The organism is Mycobacterium sp. NTMscope_MAC_12 (assembly GCF_976985675.1).
The window spans coordinates 5570221-5592617 of sequence record NZ_CDRJYY010000001.1 but is presented as its reverse complement, the minus strand read 5'-3'; the positions used below and the strand labels follow the sequence as shown (position 1 = coordinate 5592617).

Sequence of the window (22397 nt, the reverse complement as noted above, 5' to 3'; positions counted from 1 at the left end):
TCGGCCTTGTTGGCGGCCTCAGTGGCGGGCGCGGGCACCTCCCCGTCAGGGCCCGGGGTTTCGTGTTCGGGGTGCTCAGTGTCAGCCATGGTCCTCAGAAATTCAGTCCGTCGAGTTGGCGAAGGCCGTCGGGGATCCGACTCCGCTCCGCAGACTGCCGTCGAGGTAGGCGGCGCGGCAGGCGCGGTGCCCGATCTTGCCGCTGGAGGTCCGCGGGATGGTCCCCGCCTGCACCAGCAGCAGGTCGCGGACCGTGACGCCGTGGCGCACGGCGATGGCGGCCCGGATGTCGTCGGCGATGGGCTGGTAGTCCAGCTTGTGCGAGCCGGCGGCGCGCTCGGCGACGATCACCAGCTGCTCGGAGCTGTCATCCGGGTCGTACTTGAGGCCGGTGTGCGGGTTGTCGAACACTTCCTGCGGCAGTTGGTTGGCCGGCACCGAGAACGCGGCCACGTAGCCGGTGCGCAGCGCCTTGCTGGCTTCCTGCGCCGAGTACTCGAGGTCCTGCGGGTAGTGGTTGCGGCCGTCGATGATGACCAGGTCCTTGATGCGACCCGCGATATAGAGGTGGCCCTTGTGGTAGGTGCCGTAGTCGCCGGTCTTGACCCACATCCCGTCGTCGGGGGCACCCTCGGCATGCGACTGGCTGATCCGCGACTTGAGGATGTTCCGGAAGACGTCGTTGGTCTCTTCTTCCTTGCCCCAGTAGCCGATGCCCAGGTTGTTCCCGTGCAACCAGATCTCGCCGATCTGACCGTCCGGCAGCTCGCTGGCGGTCTCGGGGTCGACGATGACGGCCCATTCGTCGACGCCGATGACGCCGGCCGAAACCTGCGCCACCGCGTTGGGGGCGTCGGCGGCGACCTCGACGAAACGCTGCTTGTTCAGCTCGTCGCGGTCGACGTGGATGACCGTGGGCGGCTCGTCCATCGGCGTGGTGGAGACGAACAGCGTCGCCTCGGCCAGCCCGTAGGAGGGCTTGATCGCGGTCTCGCGCAGGCCGTACGGGGAGAACGCCTCGTAGAACTTGCGCATCGACGCCGGGGACACGGGCTCGCTGCCGTTGAGGATCCCCTTGACGTTGCTCAGGTCCAGCGGCGGCTCGCCTTCCTTGGGCACACCGCGCACCGCGGCGTGCTCGAACGCGAAGTTCGGGGCGACGGTGAAGACCTCGCAGTCCGGGGCGTCGTCGGGCTTGCGCGCCATCTCCCGGATCCACCGGCCGGGCCGACGCACGAAGGCGGCCGGCGTCATGAAGGTGAAGTTGTGGCCGAGCACCGGCGACAGCAGCGCCGTGATCAGACCCATGTCGTGGAAGAACGGCAGCCAGGACAGGCCGCGGTCGCCCTCCTTGCCCTCCAGGCCGTTGAGCACCTGCAGCACGTTGGTGGGCAGGTTCAGGTGGGTGATCTCCACGCCGGTCGGGGTGCGGGTGGAGCCGGAGGTGTACTGCAGGTAGGCGATGGTGTTCTCGTCGGCCTCGGGCGCCTCCCAGGTGGACGCGACCTCGCTGGGCACCGCGTCGACGGCGATGACGCGGGGCCGCTCCTTGGCCGCGCGGGCGCGGATGAACTTGCGGACACCCTCGGCGGCCTCGGTGGTGGTCAGGATGGTCGAGGGGGTGCAGTCGTCGAGCACGGCGTGCAGGCGGCCGACGTGGCCCGGCTCGCTCGGGTCGAACAGCGGCACCGCGATCCGCCCGGCGTACAGCGCGCCGAAGAGCGCGATGAGGTAATCCAGGTTCTGCGGGCACAGCACGGCGATGCGGTCACCGGGCTGGGTGACTTGCTGCAGCCGGGCGCCCACGGCGCGGTTGCGGGCGCTGAACTCCGACCAGGAGATGTCGCAGGCGACGCCGTCGCGCTCGGTGGAAAAGTCCAGGAACCGGTAGGCGAGCTTGTCGCCACGCACCCGCGCCCACTTCTCAACGTGTTTGACCAAGTTCGTGTTCTCGGGGAACTTGATCTTTCCATTCACGATGAACGGGTTGTGGTACGCCATGCCGCTCTCCTGTCACACCTGTTATCTGGTCGGCTACGCCGACGTTTGTTGTCTAGGTCGGCTCCGCCGACATTTCGTTCTCTAGCTCTAGGCCGGCTACCGCCGGCCGTTACATGTCTACGCGCGGGCCAGAACGCCGGTCACGTGCCAGTCCCAGCCGGCAACGACCACGACCCGGGTCCGCGACAAAGCCTGGTAGCTCTTAAATTCCTCTTAATGTTACGGGCCTGCCCACGGCAGACCAAATCACAAGGTACCGCTGATCGCCACCGGCGACCGCCACCTAAAGCCTGTGTCCCACCACCCCGGTCATCCGTGTTTCGGTTGTGGCGCATTCGCAATCAGCCCGTGAGCCCAGTTCAACGTCCAGTCGGTCGCCGGGGCGCCGTCGACGCTCCAGCACTGCGTCGTCGCATAGAGCGCGTGGACCGGTTGCGCGGCGCCGCCGGCCAACGTGTTCAGTGTGCTCGGCAGGTTGGCGATGCTGAAGGCCTCTTCCGGTGCGGCACAGATGAGGTCGCCCGGCGCGCAGATCTCGTTGGTCTTGCCGTTGAGGTCACCGAAGCCACCGGGGCGCGCACCGGTCATGGTCAAACCCATCCCGGACAGGATGGGCACCTCGTGCAACGTGACCTCGGCGCCCTGGCCCGGCGGGTTGGGGCCGATGTCGTTGCCGACCCCGAGCTGGCGACGCCCGTCAGCGATCAACGTCACACCCAACACCAGGTCGTCGTCGACGGGCCCGCGGCCATTGCCGATATCGCTGGCGATGTCGCCCATGATCACCGCGCCCTGCGAAAAGCCCATCAGCACGTAGCTGGTGAGCGGGCACTTGGTGTTCATGTCGGTCATCGCCGCGACGGTGGCGCGGGTGCCTTCGGCCCGGCTGGCGTTGTAGGACATCTGCGTGTCGCCGCTCAACGGATTGTGGAACTGTGCGGTGTACGGGGTGGTGTAGGCCTGCACCCGCGACGCCGGGAAATCCTGGGTGATGCTCGCGGTCACCTTGTGCAGCAACGCGTTCGGGAATTGCATCGGGTTGGCGGGGTCGTCCTGCGGGGCGGACTCCCACGTGCCGGGGACGTTGACCAGCAGCACGTCGGGACACGAGGAGTCCTGGGATGCGGGTCGCGGCTTGTGCGGGTGCGACGTCGTCGAAGACGGGGGCAACACCCCGGGCGGCACCGCGCTGGGCTGCGACTCGCGCCCGCGCAGCACGGTGACGACGCCCACGATGACCAACAAGACGACGCCGGCGACCGAAAGGGCCGCAATCCAGGCGAGGGTGCGGCGGCGCTTGCGCCGGGCGCTGTTAGCCATGTTCTCCTGCCAGCAGAGTCGGTGGATCGCAGCTCGGATCCGGGCAAGCGGCCCTGGAACCCCGGCTGCACTCCTACACGGTACCGGCTCGCCGGCGAGGTCAATCCGGGCAGCGACCCGCCGCGCCCGGCTCCGCCGCGCCGGCGATCGCCGCTAGCGGATGGCGCCGACGATGTCGCCCGACATGGCCCCCAACTGCCCCGACCACGAGCCCCAGCCGTTGTCGCCGCCGCCCGGGAAGTCGAAGTGGCCGTTGTGCCCGCCGTTGCTGCGGTACTGCTGATAGAACTCCCGCGAACTGCCCATCGCCGCGGACGCCTGCCCGATCATCGCGGCGTCGTCGCCGCCCATGTTGGTCGGGCTGTAGACCCACACCCGGGTGTTGTTCTGCGCGAGCAGCGCCGCGTGCACGTACGGGTCGTGCCACTTCCACCGGCCCAGCTGCGGCGCCCCCCACATGCCGTTGCCATCCACGCCGCCGAACTGCTGCAGCCCGGCCAGGATGGCGCCGTTGTAGTTGGTGCTCGACGGGTACAGGAAGCCCGACAGCGAGCCGGCGAAGCCGAAGCGGTCGGGGTGGAAGGCGGCCAGCGCCATCGCGCCGTAGCCGCCCTGCGAGGCGCCGACGGCGCCGTGGCCACCGGGCGCGAGGCCCTTGTTGGCGGCCAGCCAGTCCGGCAGCTCGCTGGACAGGAAGGTGTCCCACTGCTTGCTTCCGTCCTGCTCCCAGTTGGTGTACATGCTCCAGGCGCCGCCGGCCGGGGCCACCACCGAGATGCCCTTGCCGCCCAGCGTGTTCATCGCGTTGCCGGCGGTGACCCAGTTGCTCACGTCGGGCGCCGCGTTGAAGGCGTCCAGCAGGTACACCGCGTGCGGACCACCGGCGAGGAAGGCCACCGGGATGTCGCGGCCCATGGCCGCCGACGGAACCATCAGGCTTTCGTAGCCCGCGGCCCTGGCTTTGCCGACGGTCCCGGCCGCCGGCGAAACGAAGACCAACCCGACCGCTAGCGCGGCAAAACAGAACGCCCGAAGAAGCGCTGGCACACCCCGCACGACCGTCATGTCCACCCTCCATCGTGTAGTCGCTGAATGCACAGTAGCCAGCGGCTCAGTACCCGCGCTCGCCGGGTAGTGAAACAGGTCACACGTGGGCGCGAAAGACTAACGGCGGAAACCTCGAAGGGTTCCCGCCGTCAGTCGTGATGCTTGGCGTGTTTTAGGTGCCCTGGCCGGTTGCGTTACCGGCAGCCGCGGCCGTGGCCGGGCCCGCACCCGGGGTGGCCCCCAGCACCGACTGCATGTCAGGCTTCATCGCCTGCAGCTGCGCGCCCCAGTAGGGCCAGTCGTGGGTGCCGTTGGCGTCGAAGTTCCAGAAGGCGTTGTGACCGCCGGCGCCGTTGTAGGCCTCTTGGAACTTCAGGTTGCTGGTCCGCACGAAGCCCTCGAGGAACTTCGCGGGCAGGTTGTCGCCACCGAGGTCGGACGGCTTGCCGTTACCGCAGTACACCCAGATGCGGGTGTTGTTGGCGACCAGCTTGCCGACCTGAAGCGACGGGTCGTTGCGCGCCCAGGCCGGGTCTTCCTTCGGCCCCCACATGTCGGCGGCCTTGTAGCCACCGGCGTCACCCATGGCCAGACCGATCAGCGACGGGCCCATGCCCTGAGACGGGTCCAGCAGCGCCGACAGCGAGCCGGCGTAGACGAACTGCTCCGGGTGGTAGGCGGCGAGGATCAGCGCCGACGATCCCGCCATCGACAGGCCGACGACGGCGCTGCCGGTCGGCTTGACCTGCTTCTGGCTCTGCAGGTAGGCCGGGAGCTCGCTGGTCAGGAAGGTCTCCCACTTGTAAGTGGTGCAGCCGGCCTTACCGCAGGCGGGCTTGTACCAGTCGGAGTAGAAGCTGGACTGGCCACCCACCGGCATGGCGACCGAGATGCCCGACTGGTTGTACCACTCGAACGCCGGGGTGTTGATGTCCCAGCCGTTGAAGTCGTCTTGCGCACGCATACCGTCGAGCAGGTACAGCGCCGGCGAGTTCGCACCACCGCTTTGGAACTGAACCTTGATGTCGCGGCCCATTCCGGCGGACGGAACCTGCAGGTACTCCACGGGCAGACCCGGGCGCGAGAAGGCACCGGCGGTCGCCGAGCCTCCGACGGCGCCAATCAGACCCGTCAGCAGCGCCGCGCTGGCGGCCCCCACCACGAGCCGGCGCGGCATACCCGCCGCGGCGCCGCGCAATCTGTCGACAAGCGTCATCCTTGCTTCCTCATCCTTCTTGCGGCCTCCCGGCGCATTCGTCCGATTGGGCGCTTTCCTGATTGGGTCAAACTGCCTGCGCGTACCCACCTGCACGGCTCCTCCTCAGGCCATCGTCGGCCCGCATCGTCGCCGCGCGAAGCGCAGGAGTGCCCGTGTAGTCAACCACACCTTGCCCCATTCGTTCGCATCGAGGCGAGCCGCCGAACGTCGAGCGGCCCACCTACCCAGCGGTTTTCATGTCAAACATGTGTCAAAGAGGCGATATCCGCACATGTGCTTGCCCGCCGATGCCAGCTGGTGAGGGGCCAAATGTGATGTTGCTGCCATTTTTTCGCGGCGGACCGGTGGTAATGGGGCCGGATTTTGCCGAAATTTCTTCTGCGCAGCGCTTACTCGCGAGGCGGGGGTGGGGCTTGTTCGGGTATCGGTAGCCCGCACCGTGCCAGTTCGTAAAGCGGGACCCGGTCGATCCGGTACTTGGTGAATTGGAAGGAGTGCAACACGTTGGACAGGAACCGATGCGGGTTCATCGGAGCGCGCACCGAGCCGAGCACCGCCTGGGTGTCGGGGCATTTCAGCGCCGCGACGGCGTCGGCGACCCACTGCGCGTCCAGGTAGCCCGGAATCCCCGGATACACCTTCACCCAGGGGCCGTCGGCGATCACCCAGTCCGGGAAGAGGTTCTTGTCGTGCCCGATGCGGCCGTGTTTCAGCCGCTCGGTGTGCTGCGCCAGGGGGTTGGCCAAACCGATCTGATCGATGACCCGCACGTCGAGCCCGACGTTCATGCCGACCATGCCGAGGTTGGTGAAAAACACCGCGTGCTGGGGCTTTTGCGGCGACTTGTCGGCGGGGCCGCCGGGCGGCGGCTGGGCCATCGGCACCAGGTCCCATTGGATGTAGTTGCCCGACGGCAGCAGCAACGCGCCGTCGGGGGTGTCGTTCAGGGCCGTCAGGATGGCGGCCATCCGCGGATAGCCCAGGTAGTCCGCGGCGGTCAGCGGATGCGCGTGACCGGTGGCCTGGGCGTAGAAGCGCCGTTCGTCGACGATGCCGGAGTAGGTGACGTGGGTGGCGTCATCGCCCATGCCGGATGAATTCGCCGCCCACAGCGCCCATCCGGCCACCCCGAGCCACAGCGCGGCGGCCGCGCCCGCCACCCAGTTGCCGGTCTCGCGCGAATAGTCCTGCCCGTCGGGGATGGCGACGGGGACGACGGCCACCGGGGCCAGCAGGCAGAACAGCGGCGCCAGCAGCACCCGCGCATGCATGAAGTCGCCGCCTTGGCGGATCCAGTACAGGGCCTGCAGCAGGCCGCTGATCAGGACCCACGCCACCACCGCCGGCGGGCTGTGCACCGCGCGGGCCAGCCGCCCGTAGTCGGGCGCCAGCGCGGGCCGCAGGAACGACGGGCGCCGCCGGGCGGCGAACAGCAGCGCTCCCAGCGGCACGAGCAGCACCACGGGGATCCACACCGCGTAGGGGCCGTCGAAGTTCGAGAGGTAGATCATGCCCTGGGACCACTTGTCGCCGGCCGCGTCCTTGGCCAGGGCGGTCCCCGGCACCAGCAGGCCGTAATAGCCCATCCGGAAGATCTCGTAGGCGACCGGCAGGAAACCGCCGGCCGCCACGATCAACGCGCGGCGCCGCCAGGTCCGGGCCGCGATCAGCATCATGATCAGCGCCAGCCCACCCATGAGGGCCAGCTCGGGCCGGACCAGGACGCTGAACCCGGCGACGAACGCCAGCGCGCCGACGAACACCTGCTTGTCCGCGCGGTTGCGCACCGGCTGCGCCCAGCAGACCATCATCCACCACAGCAGCCCGAGGTAGGCCAGGGCCAAACCGCTTTCCAGGCCGGAGGTGGCGAAGTCACGCGCCGGCGGCAGCGCGATGTACACCAACGCCCCCGCGGGCAACATGATCGCTTTGCGACCGCGCAGGCTGGGCGCGTACAACCGCGCGGCGCCCAGCATCAGCAGCGCCACCCCGAGCACCGAAAGCACCAGCGCCAGAGCCAAAGCCACGTACTCCATGCGCAGTGGGCCGCCGACCCAGCCGCCCGCGTACATCAGGTACGTCCAGGCGGTGGAGGTGTTGGCCTCCACCCGCTCGCCCTGGTTGAAAACCGGTCCGTTGCCGGCGAGCAGGTTGCGCACGGTGCGCAACACGATGAGCCCGTCGTCGGCGATCCACCGCCGCTGCCAGGCGCCCCACGCGAACAGGGCGGCGACCACCGCAACGCCGATCCAGAGGCTGGTCCGCACCATGGTCGTGTACGGGAACACCGGCCAGCCGGGCCGCCTGATCACCGGCCGGCTGCGCATCATGCGCGCCTTGAGCGCCTGCAGCTCGGGGCTAACCGAAGGCAACGGCGGCTCCAATGGTCGCGATCCACGCCACCGCCAGCAGCTGCAACACACGGTCCCGCAACGCGATGTCTTCGGGTTCCCCGGCCAGACCGCCGTCCACGTCGACCGCGTAGCGCAGGATCGCGATGGTGAACGGGACCATGGAGACCGCGAACCAGGACCCCGAGTGGCGGTCGCGCTCGAACGCCCACAAGCCGTAACAGACCACCACCGCGGTGGCCGACAAGGTCCAGACGAACCTCAGGTAAGTACTGGTGTAGCTCTCGAGCGACTTGCGGATCTTGGCGCCGGTGCGTTCGGCCAATTGCAGTTCGGCGTAACGCTTGCCGGCCACCATGAACAGCGACGCGAACGCCGCCGAGAGCAAAAACCATTGGGACAGTGGGATTTCGGTGGCCACACCACCGGCGATGGCACGGAGCAGATAGGCCGAAGACACGATGCAAATGTCAAGCACCGCTTGGTGTTTGAGACCGAAGCAATACGCCAGTTGCATGCCCAGGTAGACGGCCATCACCAGCGCGAGGTTCGGGGTCACCACCCAGGCGATGCCCAGCGAGGCCGTACCCAACAGCACCGCCAGGGCGTAGGCAAGCCACCCGGGCACCACGCCCGCCGCGATCGGGCGGAACCTCTTGGTGGGGTGCTCGCGGTCGGCCTCGACGTCGCGCACATCGTTGACCAAATAGATCGACGACGCGGCCAGGCTGAACACCACGAACGCCAACCCAACCTGGGTGAGCATCTGCCCGTAGTCGTATCGAATCCCGCTGCCCAGCCCCGCCACCGGCGCGGCCAGCACCAAGACGTTCTTGACCCATTGGCGGGGGCGCAGCGCCTTGATCACCCCGGCGACCAGGTTGCTGGGCGGTCCGGCCACCGCTTCCTTGGTTTCCTCGGTCATTCGTCACCTCTTACAACCTCTTGCACCTGTCCTGCGCGGCGCGCGATCGCCGCGATGACGGCACCCAGGGCGATGCCGCAGGCCACGTCGCTGGGGTAGTGCACGCCCAGCAACATTCGCGACAACGCCATCGGCGGCACCAGGACCGCCGGTAGCGGCAGACCGGTGGTCCGGCCCATCAGGATCGCGGCGGCTGTGGTGGAAGTGGCATGTGCGGACGGAAAACTCAACTTGCTGGGCGTGCCGACGTTGACCACGACGGCGGGATCGTGGGGCCGTTTGCGGCGCACGATCCGCTTGACGATCACGGCGGCGGCGTGGGCAACGAAGGCTCCCGCCCCGGCGACCAGCCAGTCCGCGCGCCGCCTCGGCGACAGGACCGCGCCGAGCAGGGCCACGGCCACCCAGCCGATGCTGTGCTCGCCGAAGTGGGACAGCGCGCGCGCCACCGTTAATGCCCCGGGGCGATCGGCCAGTGCAGCCTGGACGACGACCAGCGCGGCCACCTCACCGCGCGGAGCCTGCGCAGCAGAGGCGTCAGGCATGTTCAGCAGCTGGCAGCAACGCCGTCTCCCACTTCTGCTTGCTGGACAACACCGGCAGCGCGTCGCGGTACACCCTGCGCATCTCGTCGAAGCGGCTGAGCAGCTGACGCTGGCGGCGCAGCGATTTGAACAACAGCGAGAACATCTTTCGCCGGTCCCGCTGCCGGTAGACCACGCCACACCCGTCGGCCGTCGTGACCGTCACGCCGTCCACCGTGCACAACCGGAACCAGCGCGCATCCTGGGTCGCCACGTTGTACTCCGGACACCGGTGGGCGTCGGGGTCCGCCTTGGTCGCGTTGTGCAGGATCCCGCGGGCCAGCCGGTAGCCGATCGACGCCGGGTTCACCGGCGGGTTCATCGCCTTGCTCTGGTAGCGCGGCTGCGGCAGTTCGCTGGCCGCCGGGAGCACCACCGCGTCCGGGTATTCCTTGCGCAGGCGATGCACCTCCGGCAGCGCGGATTCCAGGATCGAGAAGATGTGCTCGGGTCCGGCGAGAAAGTCGTCGATGGCCTTGTTCTGGATGGCCACCGTCGAATACTCAAGGCAGGCAAGGTGTTTCAGCGTCGCCTTGAGGTGGCTGCGCACCAGCCCGGTGATGTCGCCGTCCCAGTGCAGCGCGGCGACCACCAGCCGGTTGCGCAGGTGGAAGTAGGCCTGCCAGTCGATGGCGTCGTCCTTGTCGCTCCACGCCATGTGCCAGATCGCGGCGCCGGGCAGCGTGACGGTCGGATATCCGTGCTCGCCGGCGCGCAGACCGTATTCGGCGTCGTCCCATTTGATGAACAGCGGCAGCGGCTGGCCCAGCTCCTCGGCGACCTGCCGCGGGATCATGCACGTCCACCAGCCGTTGAAGTCGACGTCGATGCGGCGGTGCAGCAGGGCGCTCCGAGAGTTCTTGTCGCTCAACGGGAATTCGGCGAAGTCGTGGTCGTATTCGGCGTGCGGGGCGGCGGTCCACATGAAGTTGGCCTGGTTGACGACCTCGCCCATGATGTGCAGGTGTGACGGCTCCTGCAGGTTGAGCATCTGCCCGCCGACGAGCATCGGCGTCTTGGCGAAGCGGTGCATCGCCAGCACCCGCAGGATCGAGTCCGGCTCGATGCGGATGTCGTCGTCCATGAACAGGATCTGTTGGCAGTCGGTGTTTTTCAGCGCCTCGTACATCACCCGGCTGTAGCCACCGGAGCCGCCGAGGTTGGGCTGGTCGTGAATCGACAGCCGATCGCCCAGGCCCGCGGCCGCCGCCGGAAAGTCCGGGTGATCGCGCACCTTGCGGACGCCCTGGTCCGGGACGATCACCGCGCCGATCACCTCATCCACCGAGGGATCCGCGGTGAGGTCGGCCAGGGCGTTGACGCAGTCGGCGGGGCGATTGAAGGTGGGGATGCCGACGGCGATGTTGGCCGGGACGGGCGCGGGCTCGGTCGCATACCAGCCGCCGCTGATCAAGTTGACCGCGCTGTCGGTGGTGATGTCGAACCAGATCCAGCCGCCGTCCTCGAACGGCTTGAGCGGCACCTCGATCTCGACGACCGCCGGCTGTTCGTCGGTCCCGACAAATTGACGGCCCTCCACCGAGATTCGCACCCCGGTGGCCTTCGTCCGGTACACGTCGACCCGTCCGGTTCCGGTCAGCTCCACCCGCAGCACCACCGAAGAGCAGATGGACCAGCGCCGCCAGTAGCTGGCCGGGAACGCGTTGAAGTAGGTGGCGAACGACACCTCGGACTCTTTGCCGATCTCCAGCGAGGTGCGGCTCGTCGCGTGCGCCCGCCGGGCGTTGGTCGTCGACTCCTCCAGATACAGCTTGCGCACGTCCAGCGGCTCGCCGGGGCGCGGCAGGATGATTCGGGACAGCAGGCTCACGGCGGACATCAGGCGCCACTCCTCCTCATCGCTTCGCTCTGCATCGTCGTAGCACGCATCATCGCGCGCCTTCCTCTTTGTTCTGGGCTTCACTCAGGGATGCGCCGTCGCGCAGGTGCGGCGCGAGGACGTTGTCGTACATGCTCAGTGCGCTGGCGATGGCCATGTGCATGTCCAGATACTGATAGGTGCCCAGCCGGCCGCCGAAAAGCACCTTCGCCGAAGCGGTTTCGGACTTCGCCCTGGCCCGGTAGGCGGCCAGCACGGCGCGGTCGGCCTCGGTGTTGATCGGGTAGTAGGGCTCGTCGTCGTCCTCGGCGAACCGCGAGTATTCGCGCATGATCACGGTCTTGTCGGCCGGATAGTCGCGCTCGGTGTGGAAGTGGCGGAACTCGTGGATGCGGGTGTAGGGCACGTCGGCGTCGTTGTAGTTCATCACCGGTGTGCCCTGGAAATCCCCGATCGGAAGCACTTTCAGCTCGAAGTCCAGCGTGCGCCAGCCCAGCCGTCCCTCGGCGTAGTCGAAGTAGCGGTCCAGCGGGCCGGTGTAGACGACCGGCGCGTCGGGGCTGTCCGCCCGCAGCTGGTCGCGCACGTCGAACCAGTCGGTGTCCAGCCGGACCTCGATGCGGTCGTCGGCGGCCATGTTCTGCAGCCACGCCGTGTACCCGTCGACGGGCAGGCCCTCGTAGGTGTCGCTGAAGTAGCGGTTGTCGAAGGTGTAGCGCACCGGCAGCCGGGTGATGTTCGACGCGGGCAGCTCCTTGGGGTCGGTCTGCCACTGCTTGGCGGTGTAGTTCTTGAGGAAGGCCTCGTAGAGCGGCCGGCCGACCAGGGAGATGGCCTTCTCCTCGAAGTTCTGCGCGTCCTCGGTTTTGATCTCGGCGGCCTGCTCGGCGATGAGCTTGCGCGCCTCGTCGGGGGTGAAGTACTTGCCGAAGAACTGCGACACCAGGCCCAGCCCCATCGGGAACTGGTAGGCCTGCCCGTTGTGCATGGCGAAGACCCGGTGCCGGTAGTCGGTGAACTCGGTGAACTGCCGCACGTAGTCCCAGACCCTCTTGTTAGAGGTGTGGAACAGGTGGGCGCCGTACTTGTGCACCTCGATGCCGGTGTGCGGCTCGGCTTCCGAATAGGCGTTGCCACCGATGTGCGGACGGCGGTCCACCACGACTACACGCTTCCCGAGCTGGGTAGCCACGCGCTCGGCAATGGTCAGTCCGAAGAATCCAGAGCCGACGACGAAAAGATCGAAACGAGCTGTCATCGGTTGCTTAGGGTATCCGACCGCGGGGCCCTAACCCATTTGGCGAGGCCACGGAGAAGGCCGGCCGTTCAACCACGGCCGTCGGGACGGCCGGAATCCGCGATCACAGTCCTGGTCGCAATTGCCTCACGATTCAATATCACCACTCTAGTAACAGGGTCCCCACTCGTACCATCGACTTTGTGTGATTCCAGCCAGATAGGACCGGCGGGACCGCAAACACAACACATAGTCAGATTGAGGAGACTTCCGTGCCGAACCGACGCCGACGCAAGCTCTCGACAGCCATGAGCGCGGTTGCCGCCCTGGCAGTGGCGAGTCCGTGCGCTTACTTCCTTGTCTACGAATCGACGGCCGACAACAAGGCGCCCGAGCATCACGACTTCAAGCAGGCCGCGGTGATGAGCGACCTGCCCGGCGAGCTGATGGGCGCGCTGTCACAGGGGCTGTCGCAATTCGGGATCAACATGCCTCCGGTGCCCGCCTTGAGCGGGGGCGCGACCACACCGGGTCTCGCCAGCCCGGGCCTGGGCACTCCCGGCCTGGGATCCCCCGGACTGGGGACGACGGGCCTGACCAATCCGGGCTTGACGAGCCCCGGCTTGACCAGCCCCGGCCTCACGAACCCCGGTTTGACCAGCCCCGGGCTGGCGAGCCCGGGCCTCACGAGCCCCGGCGCGGCACCCACGACGCCCGGGCTCACCGCGCCGGGTGCGCTGCCGGCCACCCCGGGCGCGGGCATCGCGACCCCGGGCGCCGGGCTCAACCCGGCGCTGTCCAACCCCGGGCTGACCAGCCCGGCCGGGGTGGCACCGGGGCTGGGCAGCCCCACCCTGTCGCCGAGCGAAGTTCCCATCGACTCCGGGGCCGGACTGGACCCGGGCGTCGGTGGCACCTACCCGATCCTCGGCGACCCGTCGACCTTCGGTAACGCCTCGCCCATCGGCGGCGGCACCGGACTGGGCGGTGGCTCCGGGTCCGGCGCCAGCGGCGGCCTGGTCAACGACGTCATGCAAGCGGCCAACCAGTTGGGCGCCGGCCAGGCGATTGACCTGCTCAAGGGCCTGGTGATGCCGGCCATCACGCAGGGCATGCAGGGCGGCGGGGCCGCGGGCGCCCTCCCGGGTGCCGCCGCGGGCGCCCTCCCGGGTGCCGCCGCGGGCGCTCTGCCGGGCGCCGCGGGTGCCCTGCCCGGCGCCGCGGCGGGAGCTCTTCCGGCGGCCGCGGGTGCTGCCGGTGCGCTGCCGGCGGCCGCGGGCGCGGTACCGGCACTGCCCCCGGTCTGACCTTTATCCAAACCCTCCACCAGACGGCACCGCAGAATCTTCTGCGGTGCCGTCGATTTTGGTGCGGATTCAGCCGCGCTCAACCTCGTGTCGTCTCATAGATAACATTAGAAACACACGTAACATCGCCTGGTGTCCCGCAGTCGTGCACCGACGATGATGCTCACCGCCATCGCGGCGACCGTCGTCATCGTCTCGTGGGTGGGGGACGCGACACGGGGCCGCGGCGCCTCCGGGCCGGCGCCGGCGCGCGGCACCCAACTCGTCGAGCAGCCGCTGATCGGGCTGGGCGCCGGGGTCACGGTTCGCGAAATCGGCCAGGACACTCCGTTCTCGTTGGTGGCGCTGACCGGCGACCTGGCCGGCACGTCGACCCGCGTGCGCGCCAGGCGTCCCGACGGTTCGTGGGGTCCCTGGTATCAGACCGAGTACGAAACCGCGGCGCCCGACCCGGCCGGGGCCGGCCATCCGGCCGGAGTTGCCGAGGGGCCGCGCGGCACGGATCCGGTGTTCGTCGGCACCACGACGACCGTCCAGATCGCGGTGACCCGACCGCTCGACGCGAAGGCGACCCAGCCGCCGCCCGCACCCCCGGGTGGCCCGACGGATCTGGGATACAAGCCGGCGTCGAGGGAACAGCCCTTCGGGCAGAACATCTCCGCCGTCCTCATCTCCCCGCCGCTGGCGCCGTCGCAAAACCAGTGGACACCACCGTCCGGGGTGGTGATGCCCGGGCAGGCGCCCCCCATCATCAGCCGGGCGGAATGGGGTGCCGACGAATCGCTGCGCTGCGGTAGTCCGCAGTACGACAACGGGATTCGCGCCGCGGTGGTCCATCACACCGCGGGCAGCAACGACTACTCGCCGCTGGAATCGGCCGGGATCGTCAAGGCCATCTACACCTACCACAGCAAGACGCTGGGCTGGTGCGACATCGCCTACAACGCGCTGGTCGACAAGTACGGCCAGGTGTTCGAGGGCAGCGCCGGCGGGCTCACCAAAGCGGTCGAGGCCTTCCACACGGGTGGATTCAACCGCAACACCTGGGGTGTGTCGATGATCGGCAACTTCGACGACGTGCCCCCCACGCCGATCCAGCTGCGCACCGTCGGCCGCCTGCTCGGCTGGCGGCTCGGCCTGGACGGCGTCGACCCCAAGGGCACGGTGCAGCTGGAGTCCGCCGGCAGTCACTACACCACCTTTCCGGCCGGCTCCATCGCGACGCTGCCGACCATCTTCACCCACCGCGACGTCGGCAACACCGATTGCCCGGGCAACGCCGCCTACGCGCTGATGGACGAAATACGGGATATCGCGGCACATTTCAATGACCCGCCGGAGGAGCTGATCAAGGCGCTGCAGGGCGGGGCGATCTACGATCACTGGCAGGCGATCGGCGGGATGAGCAGCGTGTTGGGCGCGCCGACCTCGCCGGAAGACAGCGCGGCCGGCGACGCCCGCTTCGTCACCTTCGCCCGGGGCGCGATGTATTGGTCACCCGAGACCGGCCCCCAGCCGGTCACGGGCGCCATCTACGACGCCTGGGGTTCTCAGAGCTACGAACGCGGCCCGCTCGGATTGCCGACCAGCGCGGAAATACAAGAGCCGCTGCAGATTACGCAGAATTTCCAGCACGGGACGCTGAACTTCGAGCGGCTGACCGGCAACGTCGCCGAGGTCGTGGACGGCATCACGACGCCGCTGGCCACCCAATTGCCAAGCGGCCCAACGGTTCCGGCCGAACACTTCTCGCTACCGGCGCACCCGGCCCCTTAGGGCCGGGCCAACGCGCCGCTAGGCCCACCAGCGTTCCAGCACCCGTCCCACGCCGTCGTCGTTGTTGGCGGCGGTGACCTCGTCGGCGGCGGCCTGCACGTCGGGATGGGCGTTGCCCATGGCGACGCCGTGACCCGCCCAGCGCAGGATCGGCAGGTCGTTGGGCATGTCACCGAACGCCACCACCTCCTCGCGGGCGATCTCACGCGGCCCGGCGATCTCGTCGACACCGGTGGCCTTGCTGATCCCCAGCGGCACGATCTCGATCAGGCCGTTGTTGGTGGAGTAGGTGATGTCGCCCTCGATGCCGACGTGCTTGGACAGTTCGGCGGCCATGTCCGAGCTGCGGGCCCCGGCCCGGCGAATGAGCAGCTTGATGGCCGGGGCGCTGAGCAGGTCCTCGATCGACACCTCGGTGTTGTCCGGGTTCAGCCAGGCATGCTCGTAGCCCGGCGAGCTGACGAACTGCGGGGTCGCGGTGTCGTGGGCGCGTTCGCCGATCCGCTCGACGGCCAGCCCCGCGCCGGGGATGACGCGAGTCGCCAGCTCCGCCAACTGGGCCAGGGTGTCGACGGACAGCGTGCGCGTCGACAGCACCCGGTCGGTCGCGGAGTCATAGATCACGGCGCCGTTGGCGCACACCGCAATTGGCGCGAAGCCAAGCGCGTCGACGACGGGCCGTATCCACCGGGGCGGGCGACCGGTCGCCACGACGAACTGCGCACCGGAGTCCACCGCGGCGCGAATGGCGTCGCGGGTGCGTGGGGTGATCTTCTCGTCGTCGTCGAACAGGGTGCCGTCGACGTCGCAGGCGATGAGCGTCGGCTTCATCGTCATCGGGTCCGACCGCTCAATGCAGTCCGCTTTGGGTCTGCCCCGGTCGCGTGATGCCGTCCGTTCCGTATTTCCGCATCCGGTCCTGCAGCTCCGACAACCGGATGGCGCGGGAATCCTCCTGGGTGGGTGCGCCACCCCCCAGTCGGCGCGGCACCCAGAATTCGTCCTTCGGGTGCGGATATTCCTCCTGCACCCGATACAGCAGGGTATTCATCGCCCCACGCAACACCGCATTGAGTTGCTCGGGCGTGCCCCGCGGCGGCAGCGGGCGCCCGGCGACCACGGTGATCGGGACCTTGTTGCGCAGCACCTTCTTCGGATGGTCCTTGGGCCAGATCCGGTGGGCGCCCCACACGATGATCGGCACGATCGGCACCTGGGCCTCCAGCGCCATGCGCGCGGCCCCGGTCTTGAACTCCCGCAGTTCGAAACTGCGGCTGATGGTGGCCTCGGGATGCGTCCCGATCAGCTCGCCCTCGCGCATGCGCTGCACCGCGGCGTCGAAAGCGTCGTGTCCCGACCTGCGATCCACCGGGATCAACCGGGCGTGCTTGATGACGTAGTTGACGGCCTTCACGTCGGCCATCTCCGCCTTGATCATGAAATACGCGCGCCGCCGGCGCTCCCGGACGGCCATCAGCGTGGGAAGCCAGTCCAGGTAGCTGGTGTGGTTTTGGGCCAGCAGCGCGCCACCCCGCTCGGGGATGTTCTCGAGACCCTGATAGGTGAACGTTGTCCCCTGCATGGCGACCATCGGCGGCACGATCCACTCCGCCAGCCGGTAGAACCCCTCGGGCATGTCGTCTCCTTGCCTACTGCGACGGGCGTTCGGCCCGGTTGGCGGCCTTCTTGGCCGCTCGACCGGCCGATCGGGCCGCCGCCTCGTCGGCCTCGATGCGCGCGGCCTCCGCGCGGGTCGGGGCCGTGCCGCCCAGCCGGTGCGGCACCCAGTACGCCCCGGGCTCGTGCGGATAGTCCCGTTGCGCCTGATGCAGCAACGTCGTCATCGAGTCGCGCAGGGCAGCGTCGGTCTGCGCAATGTCGTCGCGCACCTGCAACGGCGCGCCCACCTGCACGGTGACAGGAATTTTGGCCCGGCCCAGTTTACGCGGGTGGTCCTTGGTCCAGATGCGCTGCGCCCCCCAGACGATCACCGGGACGATCGGGACGCCGGCCTCGAGGGCCATCCGGGCGGCGCCGGTCTTGAACTCCTTGAGCTCGAAGCTGCGGCTGATCGTGGCTTCGGGATAGACGCCCACCAGCTCACCTTCGCGCAGACGCTGCACGGCCACGGCGTAGGCGCCCGCCCCGGCCCCGCGGTCCACCGGGATGGTGCGGGTGTGCTTGATCAGGAAATTGACCACCCGCACCTGCTGCATCTCGGCTTTGATCATGAACCGCAGGCGTCGCCCCCGGCGGTGCACGACCAGGCCGGCGGGCAAGAAGTCGACATAGCTGGTGTGGTTGATCGCCACCACGGCGCCGCCCCGCTCAGGGATGTACTGCTCGCCGCGATACGTGATGTTGGTGCCGGTGGCCGTCACCGCCAGTTGGGCCAGAAGCTCCAGCGCGCGGAAGGTCGGCTCCACCATCGATCACTGCTCCGGCGCCCCTGCGGGGCGCGCCCGGCGTGCCGCCCGAGCGGCCGCCTCCTCGGCTTCCAACCGGGCCGCTTCGGCGAGCGATGGGGCGCCCCCACCCAATCGGTGCGGCACCCAGAACTCCCCGGCGGGATGGGCGCCGTAGAGTTCCTGCGCGCGTTCCAGCAGGTGCTGCATCCGGGAATGCAGGAGGTCCTTCAGTTCCTCGATGCCCAGCGTCGGCTCGATCGGCTCCCCCACGACGACGACGATCGGTACCTTCGGCCGCCAGAGCTTCTTGGGGTGGTCCTTGGTCCAGATGCGCTGGGCGCCCCAGACGATGTGCGGAACGATCGGCACCCCGGCCTCGACCGCCATGCGGGCCGCGCCCGATTTGAACTCCTTGATCTCGAAGCTGCGGCTGATGGTGGCTTCGGGATAAACCCCGACCAGCTCACCGTCTTTCAGGTGCCGCACGGCGGCCTCGTAGGAGGCGGCGCCGTCCTGCCGGTTCACGGAGATGTGGCGCAGGCTGCGCATGATGGGCCCGGTGACCTTGTGGTCGAAGACCTCCTGCTTGGCCATGAACCGCACCTTGCGACCCAGGCCCTGCTTGTAGGCGGGCAACCCCGCGAACGTGAAGTCCAGGTAGCCGGTGTGGTTGATCGCGATGACCGCACCGCCGCTTTTGGGTAGGTTCTCCACGCCCGTGACCGTGATCTTCAGGCCCTGTGCGCGCCAGACCAAGCGGGCTAGCGCAATGACCGTCCCGTAAACCGGTTCCACAGCTCATCAGCCTAGTGCTCCGGGCTGTGCGGCGCCCCCGGATGTCGCCTCGCGCTAAGCTCGGGGGCGCAAAAGCCGCCGTCGCCGGCCGGCACCGAATCGGTCCCCCAGCGTCCCCCGGAAAGGTATTAGTGCAGGTCACCAGCGTAGGCCACGCCGGATTTCTGATCGAGACCCAAGCGGGCAGCATCCTCTGCGACCCCTGGGTCAATCCCGCCTACTTCGCATCCTGGTTCCCGTTCCCGGACAACAGCGCGCTGGACTGGGACAAATTGGGTGCCTGCGACTACCTGTACGTGTCGCACCTGCACAAGGACCATTTCGACGCGAAGAACCTGGCCGAGCACGTCAACAAGGACGCGACGGTGCTGCTGCCGGACTTCCCCGTGCCCGACCTGCGAAACGCGTTGCAGGAATTGGGCTTTCACCGATTCTTCGAGACCAGCGATTCGGTCAAGCATCGGATCGAGGGCCCCCGGGGCGGCCTCGACGTCATGATCATCGCCCTGCGGGCGCCCGCCGACGGCCCGATCGGCGACTCGGCGCTACTGGTCTGCGACGGCGCCACAACGGTTTTCAACATGAACGACGCGCGGCCGGTCGACCTGGACGTGGTGGCCTGCGAGTTCGGGCACATCGACGTGCACCTGCTGCAGTACTCCGGAGCGATCTGGTACCCGATGGTCTACGACATGCCGGCCCGCGCCAAGGAGTCCTTCGGCGTCCAGAAGCGGCAACGGCAGATGGACCGCGCCCGCCAATACCTCGCCCAGGTAGGGGCGACGTGGGTGGTCCCGTCGGCGGGCCCGCCCTGCTTCCTGGATCCCGAGCTACGCCACCTCAACGACGACCACGCGGATCCGGCGAACATCTTCCCGGATCAAATGGTGTTCCTGGACCAGATGCGCACGCACGGCCACGACGGCGGCTTGCTGATGATCCCCGGGTCGACCGCCGACTTCACCGGCTCCACCCTGAATTCGTTGCGCCACCCGCTGCCCACCGACGAGGTCGAGGCCATCTTCACCACGGGCAAGGCCGACTACATCGCCGCGTACGCCGAGCGGATGGCGCCCGTCGTCGCCGCCGAGCGGGCGAGCTGGGCCCCCGCGGCCGGGGAGCCCCTCCTGGAACCGCTGCGCGCGTTGTTCGAGCCGATCATGTCCCAAAGCGACGAGATCTGCGACGGGATCGGCTACCCCGTCGAACTGGTGCTCGGTCCCGAGACGGTGATCCTGGACTTCCCGAAACGCGCCGTGCGGGAACGGATTCCGGACGAGAAGGTCCGCTACGGATTCGAGATCGCACCGGAGCTGGTGCGCACCGTGCTGCGCGACCGCGAACCCGACTGGGTCAACACCATCTTCTTGTCCACCCGCTTTCGGGCGTGGCGGGTCGGCGGCTACAACGAGTACCTCTACACCTTCTTCAAGTGCCTGACCGACGAACGCATCGCCTACGCCGACGGCTGGTTCGCCGAAACCCACGACGACTCGGCGTCGGTCACGCTGGACGGCTGGGAGATCCAGCGCCGCTGTCCCCACCTCAAGGCCGACCTGTCGAAATTCGGTGTGGTCGAAGGAAACACGTTGACCTGCAACCTGCACGGCTGGCAGTGGCGATTGGACGACGGGCGCTGCCTGACCGCGCGGGGCCACCAGCTGCGGAGCCGCCGGGCGTGAACAATCCCTACGACTCCTACGACGACGGGCTGGTTCAGCTCGATCGCGCGGCGATCACGCTGCGCCGCTACCACTTTCCATCGGGCACATCGAAGGTCATCGCACTCGGGGCGATCCGCGGGTACAAAGCCGAAAAGCTGGGGCTTTTCACGCAGCGGTTCCGGATCTGGGGCAGCTCGGACTTCCGCCGCTGGCTGCCGCTGGACGTGCAGCGGCCGTTCCGGTCGACGTTGATCACCCTGGACGTGCCCGGCACCTGGCCCAGCCCCGCGTTCACGCCGGCGCGCGCCGACGAGTTCACCGCCCTGCTCGACGAATTGCTCAGCGGGCGCGGCTAGCGGCCCCGGTCGGCGAGCGCCTGTCGCGCCGCGTTGTAGCCGGGGATGAACGTGATCCCCGGTCCGCCGTGGCAGCCCGCGCTGCCCAGATACAGTCCCTCGATCGGGATCGGCTGGCCCAAAAAGCCCCTCGGGCCCGGCCGGTTGGGGCCGATCTGATTCGCGTTCAGCAGACCGTGGCAGTAGTCGCCGCCCGGCGCGCCGAACATCACCCCCATGTGCTTGGGCGTGAAGGTGGTGTGGCGGATGATGCTGCGCTCGAAATTCGGTGCGAGCCGGGTGATCTTGTCGATCACCCGCTGACCCATTTCGACCTTGGCCTGCCCGTAATCGACATCGCCCTCGATCGGGAAGAACAACGCGAACGCCGACGCGGCGTGCTTGCCCGCCGGCGCGAGGTCCGGGTCGTTCTGCGAGGGGATCTGCAAGACCACGGTGGGGTCGGCCGGAACGATCCCGCGCCGCGCGTCCTCCCACTGCTGCTGGACTTCCTCCGGCGTGCAGAACAGGCCGATCGAGGCCTGCATGGCCGGCTCATTGAGGGCCTCGTACGGCGGGGCGAAGGCGGGCGCCTCGTCCAGCGCGAAGTGCATCTGCAAGTAGCTGCCCCGGTGGTCGATGCGCGCATAGCGCGCCCGGATGTCGGCGGGCAGCGCGGCGGGATCGATCATGTCGTTGAGCGTGGTGTCCGGGGCGATGCCCGAGACGACGATCGGGGCGTGCAGGATCTCCCCCGCCTCGGTGCGCACCCCGCTCACCCGGCCGTCCGCGACGAGGATCTCGGTCACCTTGGTGCGCAACCGAAGTTCGCCGCCGTGGCTTTGCAGCACGTCGCACAGGTGCGAGGTGAGCGCGCCGATGCCGCCGCGCAGCTTCTTCATCTGCATCGTGTCGCCGTCGGGAACGCCGAGGCCGAAGGCGAGCGCGGCGGCGCTGCCCGGCGTGGACGGACCCCGGTAGAGCGTGTTGACCGCCAGCACGGTCATCGAGCCGCGCAGCGCGCCGTGCTTCTCGCGGTCCGGGAGGTACCGGTCCAACACGTCGGTGACCGAGCCGAACAGCATGTCGTCGATCGCCGAGCGCTCGAATTCGTTTGTGGCGCAGGCGTACATCTCGTCGATGCTTTTGGGTGGTGTTCCGGCTTCGAACCGGCCCAGCGCGCGGGTGGGGCCCTGGCTCCACGCCATCAGCCCCGCCATTCCGTTGACGGCGTCGGCGCCGTGCACCTCGTTGAGGTGGGTGAACAGCTTGACCGGGTCGCTGTACTGAACCAGCGGATCGTCCCCGACGCCGCGCACCGCCACCGACATCACGTCCAGGTCGATCGTCGGCATGGTGTCCAGGCCCAGCTCGTCGACCACCACCTGTGACGTCGGGAACTGCACCGAGCCGGCGATCTCGAACTGATACCCGTCGAAAAGCTCCACGGTGGAAGCCATCCCGCCCGCGTAGAGCTTGGGATCCAGGCACACCGTCCGCAGCCCGGCCTTCTGTAGCAGCACCGCGGCGGTCAGCCCGTTGTGCCCCGCGCCGATAACGATCGCGTCATAACCAGTCATGTCGTTGC

18 protein-coding genes are annotated in these 22397 nt (G+C 68.3%); 4 read left to right on the top strand and 14 right to left on the bottom strand.

The window, feature by feature from the left end:
- Window positions 1–102: 102 nt before the first annotated feature.
- The 9 genes from fadD32 to glf form a co-directional block, all read right to left on the bottom strand.
- Window positions 103–2001: a long-chain-fatty-acid--AMP ligase FadD32 gene (fadD32, locus tag AC0KS4_RS26025; protein ID WP_225329183.1), complete on the bottom strand. Its 1899-nt coding sequence runs from the start codon at window positions 1999–2001 to the stop codon at window positions 103–105.
- Between the two features lie 309 nt (window positions 2002–2310).
- Window positions 2311–3321 (bottom strand): carboxylesterase Culp6, encoded by a 1011-nt coding sequence (gene culp6 / locus AC0KS4_RS26020; protein WP_225329182.1) that lies wholly within the window; start codon window positions 3319–3321, stop codon window positions 2311–2313.
- A 153-nt stretch (window positions 3322–3474) separates the two neighbouring features.
- The gene (locus AC0KS4_RS26015; RefSeq protein WP_225329206.1) at window positions 3475–4377 is read right to left on the bottom strand and encodes an esterase family protein; all 903 of its coding nucleotides are present in this window, start codon (window positions 4375–4377) and stop codon (window positions 3475–3477) included.
- A 163-nt stretch (window positions 4378–4540) separates the two neighbouring features.
- A complete protein-coding gene (ag85A, locus tag AC0KS4_RS26010) occupies window positions 4541–5584 on the bottom strand; it encodes a diacylglycerol acyltransferase/mycolyltransferase Ag85A (RefSeq protein ID WP_225329181.1) in 1044 nt (347 codons plus the stop codon).
- A gap of 392 nt (window positions 5585–5976) precedes the next feature.
- Window positions 5977–7959, bottom strand: a complete 1983-nt coding sequence (aftB, locus tag AC0KS4_RS26005) for a terminal beta-(1->2)-arabinofuranosyltransferase (protein ID WP_275254019.1) — start codon at window positions 7957–7959, stop codon at window positions 5977–5979.
- Window positions 7946–8863, bottom strand: a complete 918-nt coding sequence (locus AC0KS4_RS26000; protein WP_238955547.1) for a decaprenyl-phosphate phosphoribosyltransferase — start codon at window positions 8861–8863, stop codon at window positions 7946–7948. The genes aftB and AC0KS4_RS26000 overlap by 14 nt, the downstream gene beginning before the upstream one ends.
- Window positions 8860–9408, bottom strand: a complete 549-nt coding sequence (locus AC0KS4_RS25995; protein ID WP_225329178.1) for a phosphatase PAP2 family protein — start codon at window positions 9406–9408, stop codon at window positions 8860–8862. The genes AC0KS4_RS26000 and AC0KS4_RS25995 overlap by 4 nt, the downstream gene beginning before the upstream one ends.
- Entirely contained in the window at window positions 9401–11287 is a 1887-nt protein-coding gene (locus tag AC0KS4_RS25990) for a glycosyltransferase (protein WP_238955546.1), read from the bottom strand. Before AC0KS4_RS25990 ends, AC0KS4_RS25995 begins: the two co-directional genes overlap by 8 nt.
- 49 nt (window positions 11288–11336) lie before the next feature.
- Entirely contained in the window at window positions 11337–12545 is a 1209-nt protein-coding gene (gene glf / locus AC0KS4_RS25985) for a UDP-galactopyranose mutase (protein ID WP_238955545.1), read from the bottom strand.
- A gap of 251 nt (window positions 12546–12796) precedes the next feature.
- On the opposite strand from glf, the gene AC0KS4_RS25980 reads away from it, so the two are divergent.
- Together AC0KS4_RS25980 and AC0KS4_RS25975 are read left to right on the top strand one after the other, a co-directional pair.
- Window positions 12797–13831 carry a PirG gene (locus AC0KS4_RS25980; RefSeq protein ID WP_238955544.1) on the top strand — a complete coding sequence of 345 codons (1035 nt, stop codon included), beginning with the start codon at window positions 12797–12799 and terminating at the stop codon, window positions 13829–13831.
- A 129-nt stretch (window positions 13832–13960) separates the two neighbouring features.
- A complete protein-coding gene (locus AC0KS4_RS25975; protein ID WP_238957248.1) occupies window positions 13961–15607 on the top strand; it encodes an LGFP repeat-containing protein in 1647 nt (548 codons plus the stop codon).
- A gap of 18 nt (window positions 15608–15625) precedes the next feature.
- On the opposite strand, the gene AC0KS4_RS25970 is transcribed toward AC0KS4_RS25975, so the two are convergent.
- From AC0KS4_RS25970 to AC0KS4_RS25955, 4 genes are read right to left on the bottom strand one after another with little or no spacing between them, the layout of a single operon-like run.
- Window positions 15626–16438 (bottom strand): HAD family hydrolase, encoded by an 813-nt coding sequence (locus AC0KS4_RS25970; RefSeq protein WP_225329656.1) that lies wholly within the window; start codon window positions 16436–16438, stop codon window positions 15626–15628.
- Between the two features lie 19 nt (window positions 16439–16457).
- A complete protein-coding gene (locus AC0KS4_RS25965) occupies window positions 16458–17243 on the bottom strand; it encodes a lysophospholipid acyltransferase family protein (protein ID WP_238955542.1) in 786 nt (261 codons plus the stop codon).
- A 13-nt stretch (window positions 17244–17256) separates the two neighbouring features.
- Window positions 17257–18036, bottom strand: a complete 780-nt coding sequence (locus tag AC0KS4_RS25960) for a lysophospholipid acyltransferase family protein (protein ID WP_238955541.1) — start codon at window positions 18034–18036, stop codon at window positions 17257–17259.
- A 3-nt stretch (window positions 18037–18039) separates the two neighbouring features.
- The gene (locus AC0KS4_RS25955) at window positions 18040–18810 is read right to left on the bottom strand and encodes a lysophospholipid acyltransferase family protein (protein ID WP_238955539.1); all 771 of its coding nucleotides are present in this window, start codon (window positions 18808–18810) and stop codon (window positions 18040–18042) included.
- Window positions 18811–18941: 131 nt separating this feature from the next.
- Between AC0KS4_RS25955 and AC0KS4_RS25950 the strand changes: the two genes are divergently transcribed.
- Together AC0KS4_RS25950 and AC0KS4_RS25945 are read left to right on the top strand one after the other, a co-directional pair.
- Window positions 18942–20492, top strand: coding sequence for an MBL fold metallo-hydrolase (locus tag AC0KS4_RS25950; protein ID WP_238955537.1), 1551 nt, complete (start codon window positions 18942–18944; stop codon window positions 20490–20492).
- Window positions 20489–20830, top strand: a complete 342-nt coding sequence (locus AC0KS4_RS25945) for a hypothetical protein (RefSeq protein WP_238955535.1) — start codon at window positions 20489–20491, stop codon at window positions 20828–20830. The genes AC0KS4_RS25950 and AC0KS4_RS25945 overlap by 4 nt, the downstream gene beginning before the upstream one ends.
- On the opposite strand, the gene AC0KS4_RS25940 is transcribed toward AC0KS4_RS25945, so the two are convergent.
- Window positions 20827–22389, bottom strand: coding sequence for a phytoene desaturase family protein (locus AC0KS4_RS25940; protein WP_238955533.1), 1563 nt, complete (start codon window positions 22387–22389; stop codon window positions 20827–20829). The two genes, AC0KS4_RS25945 and AC0KS4_RS25940, sit on opposite strands and share 4 nt — an antisense overlap.
- Between the last annotated feature and the right edge of the window lie 8 nt (window positions 22390–22397).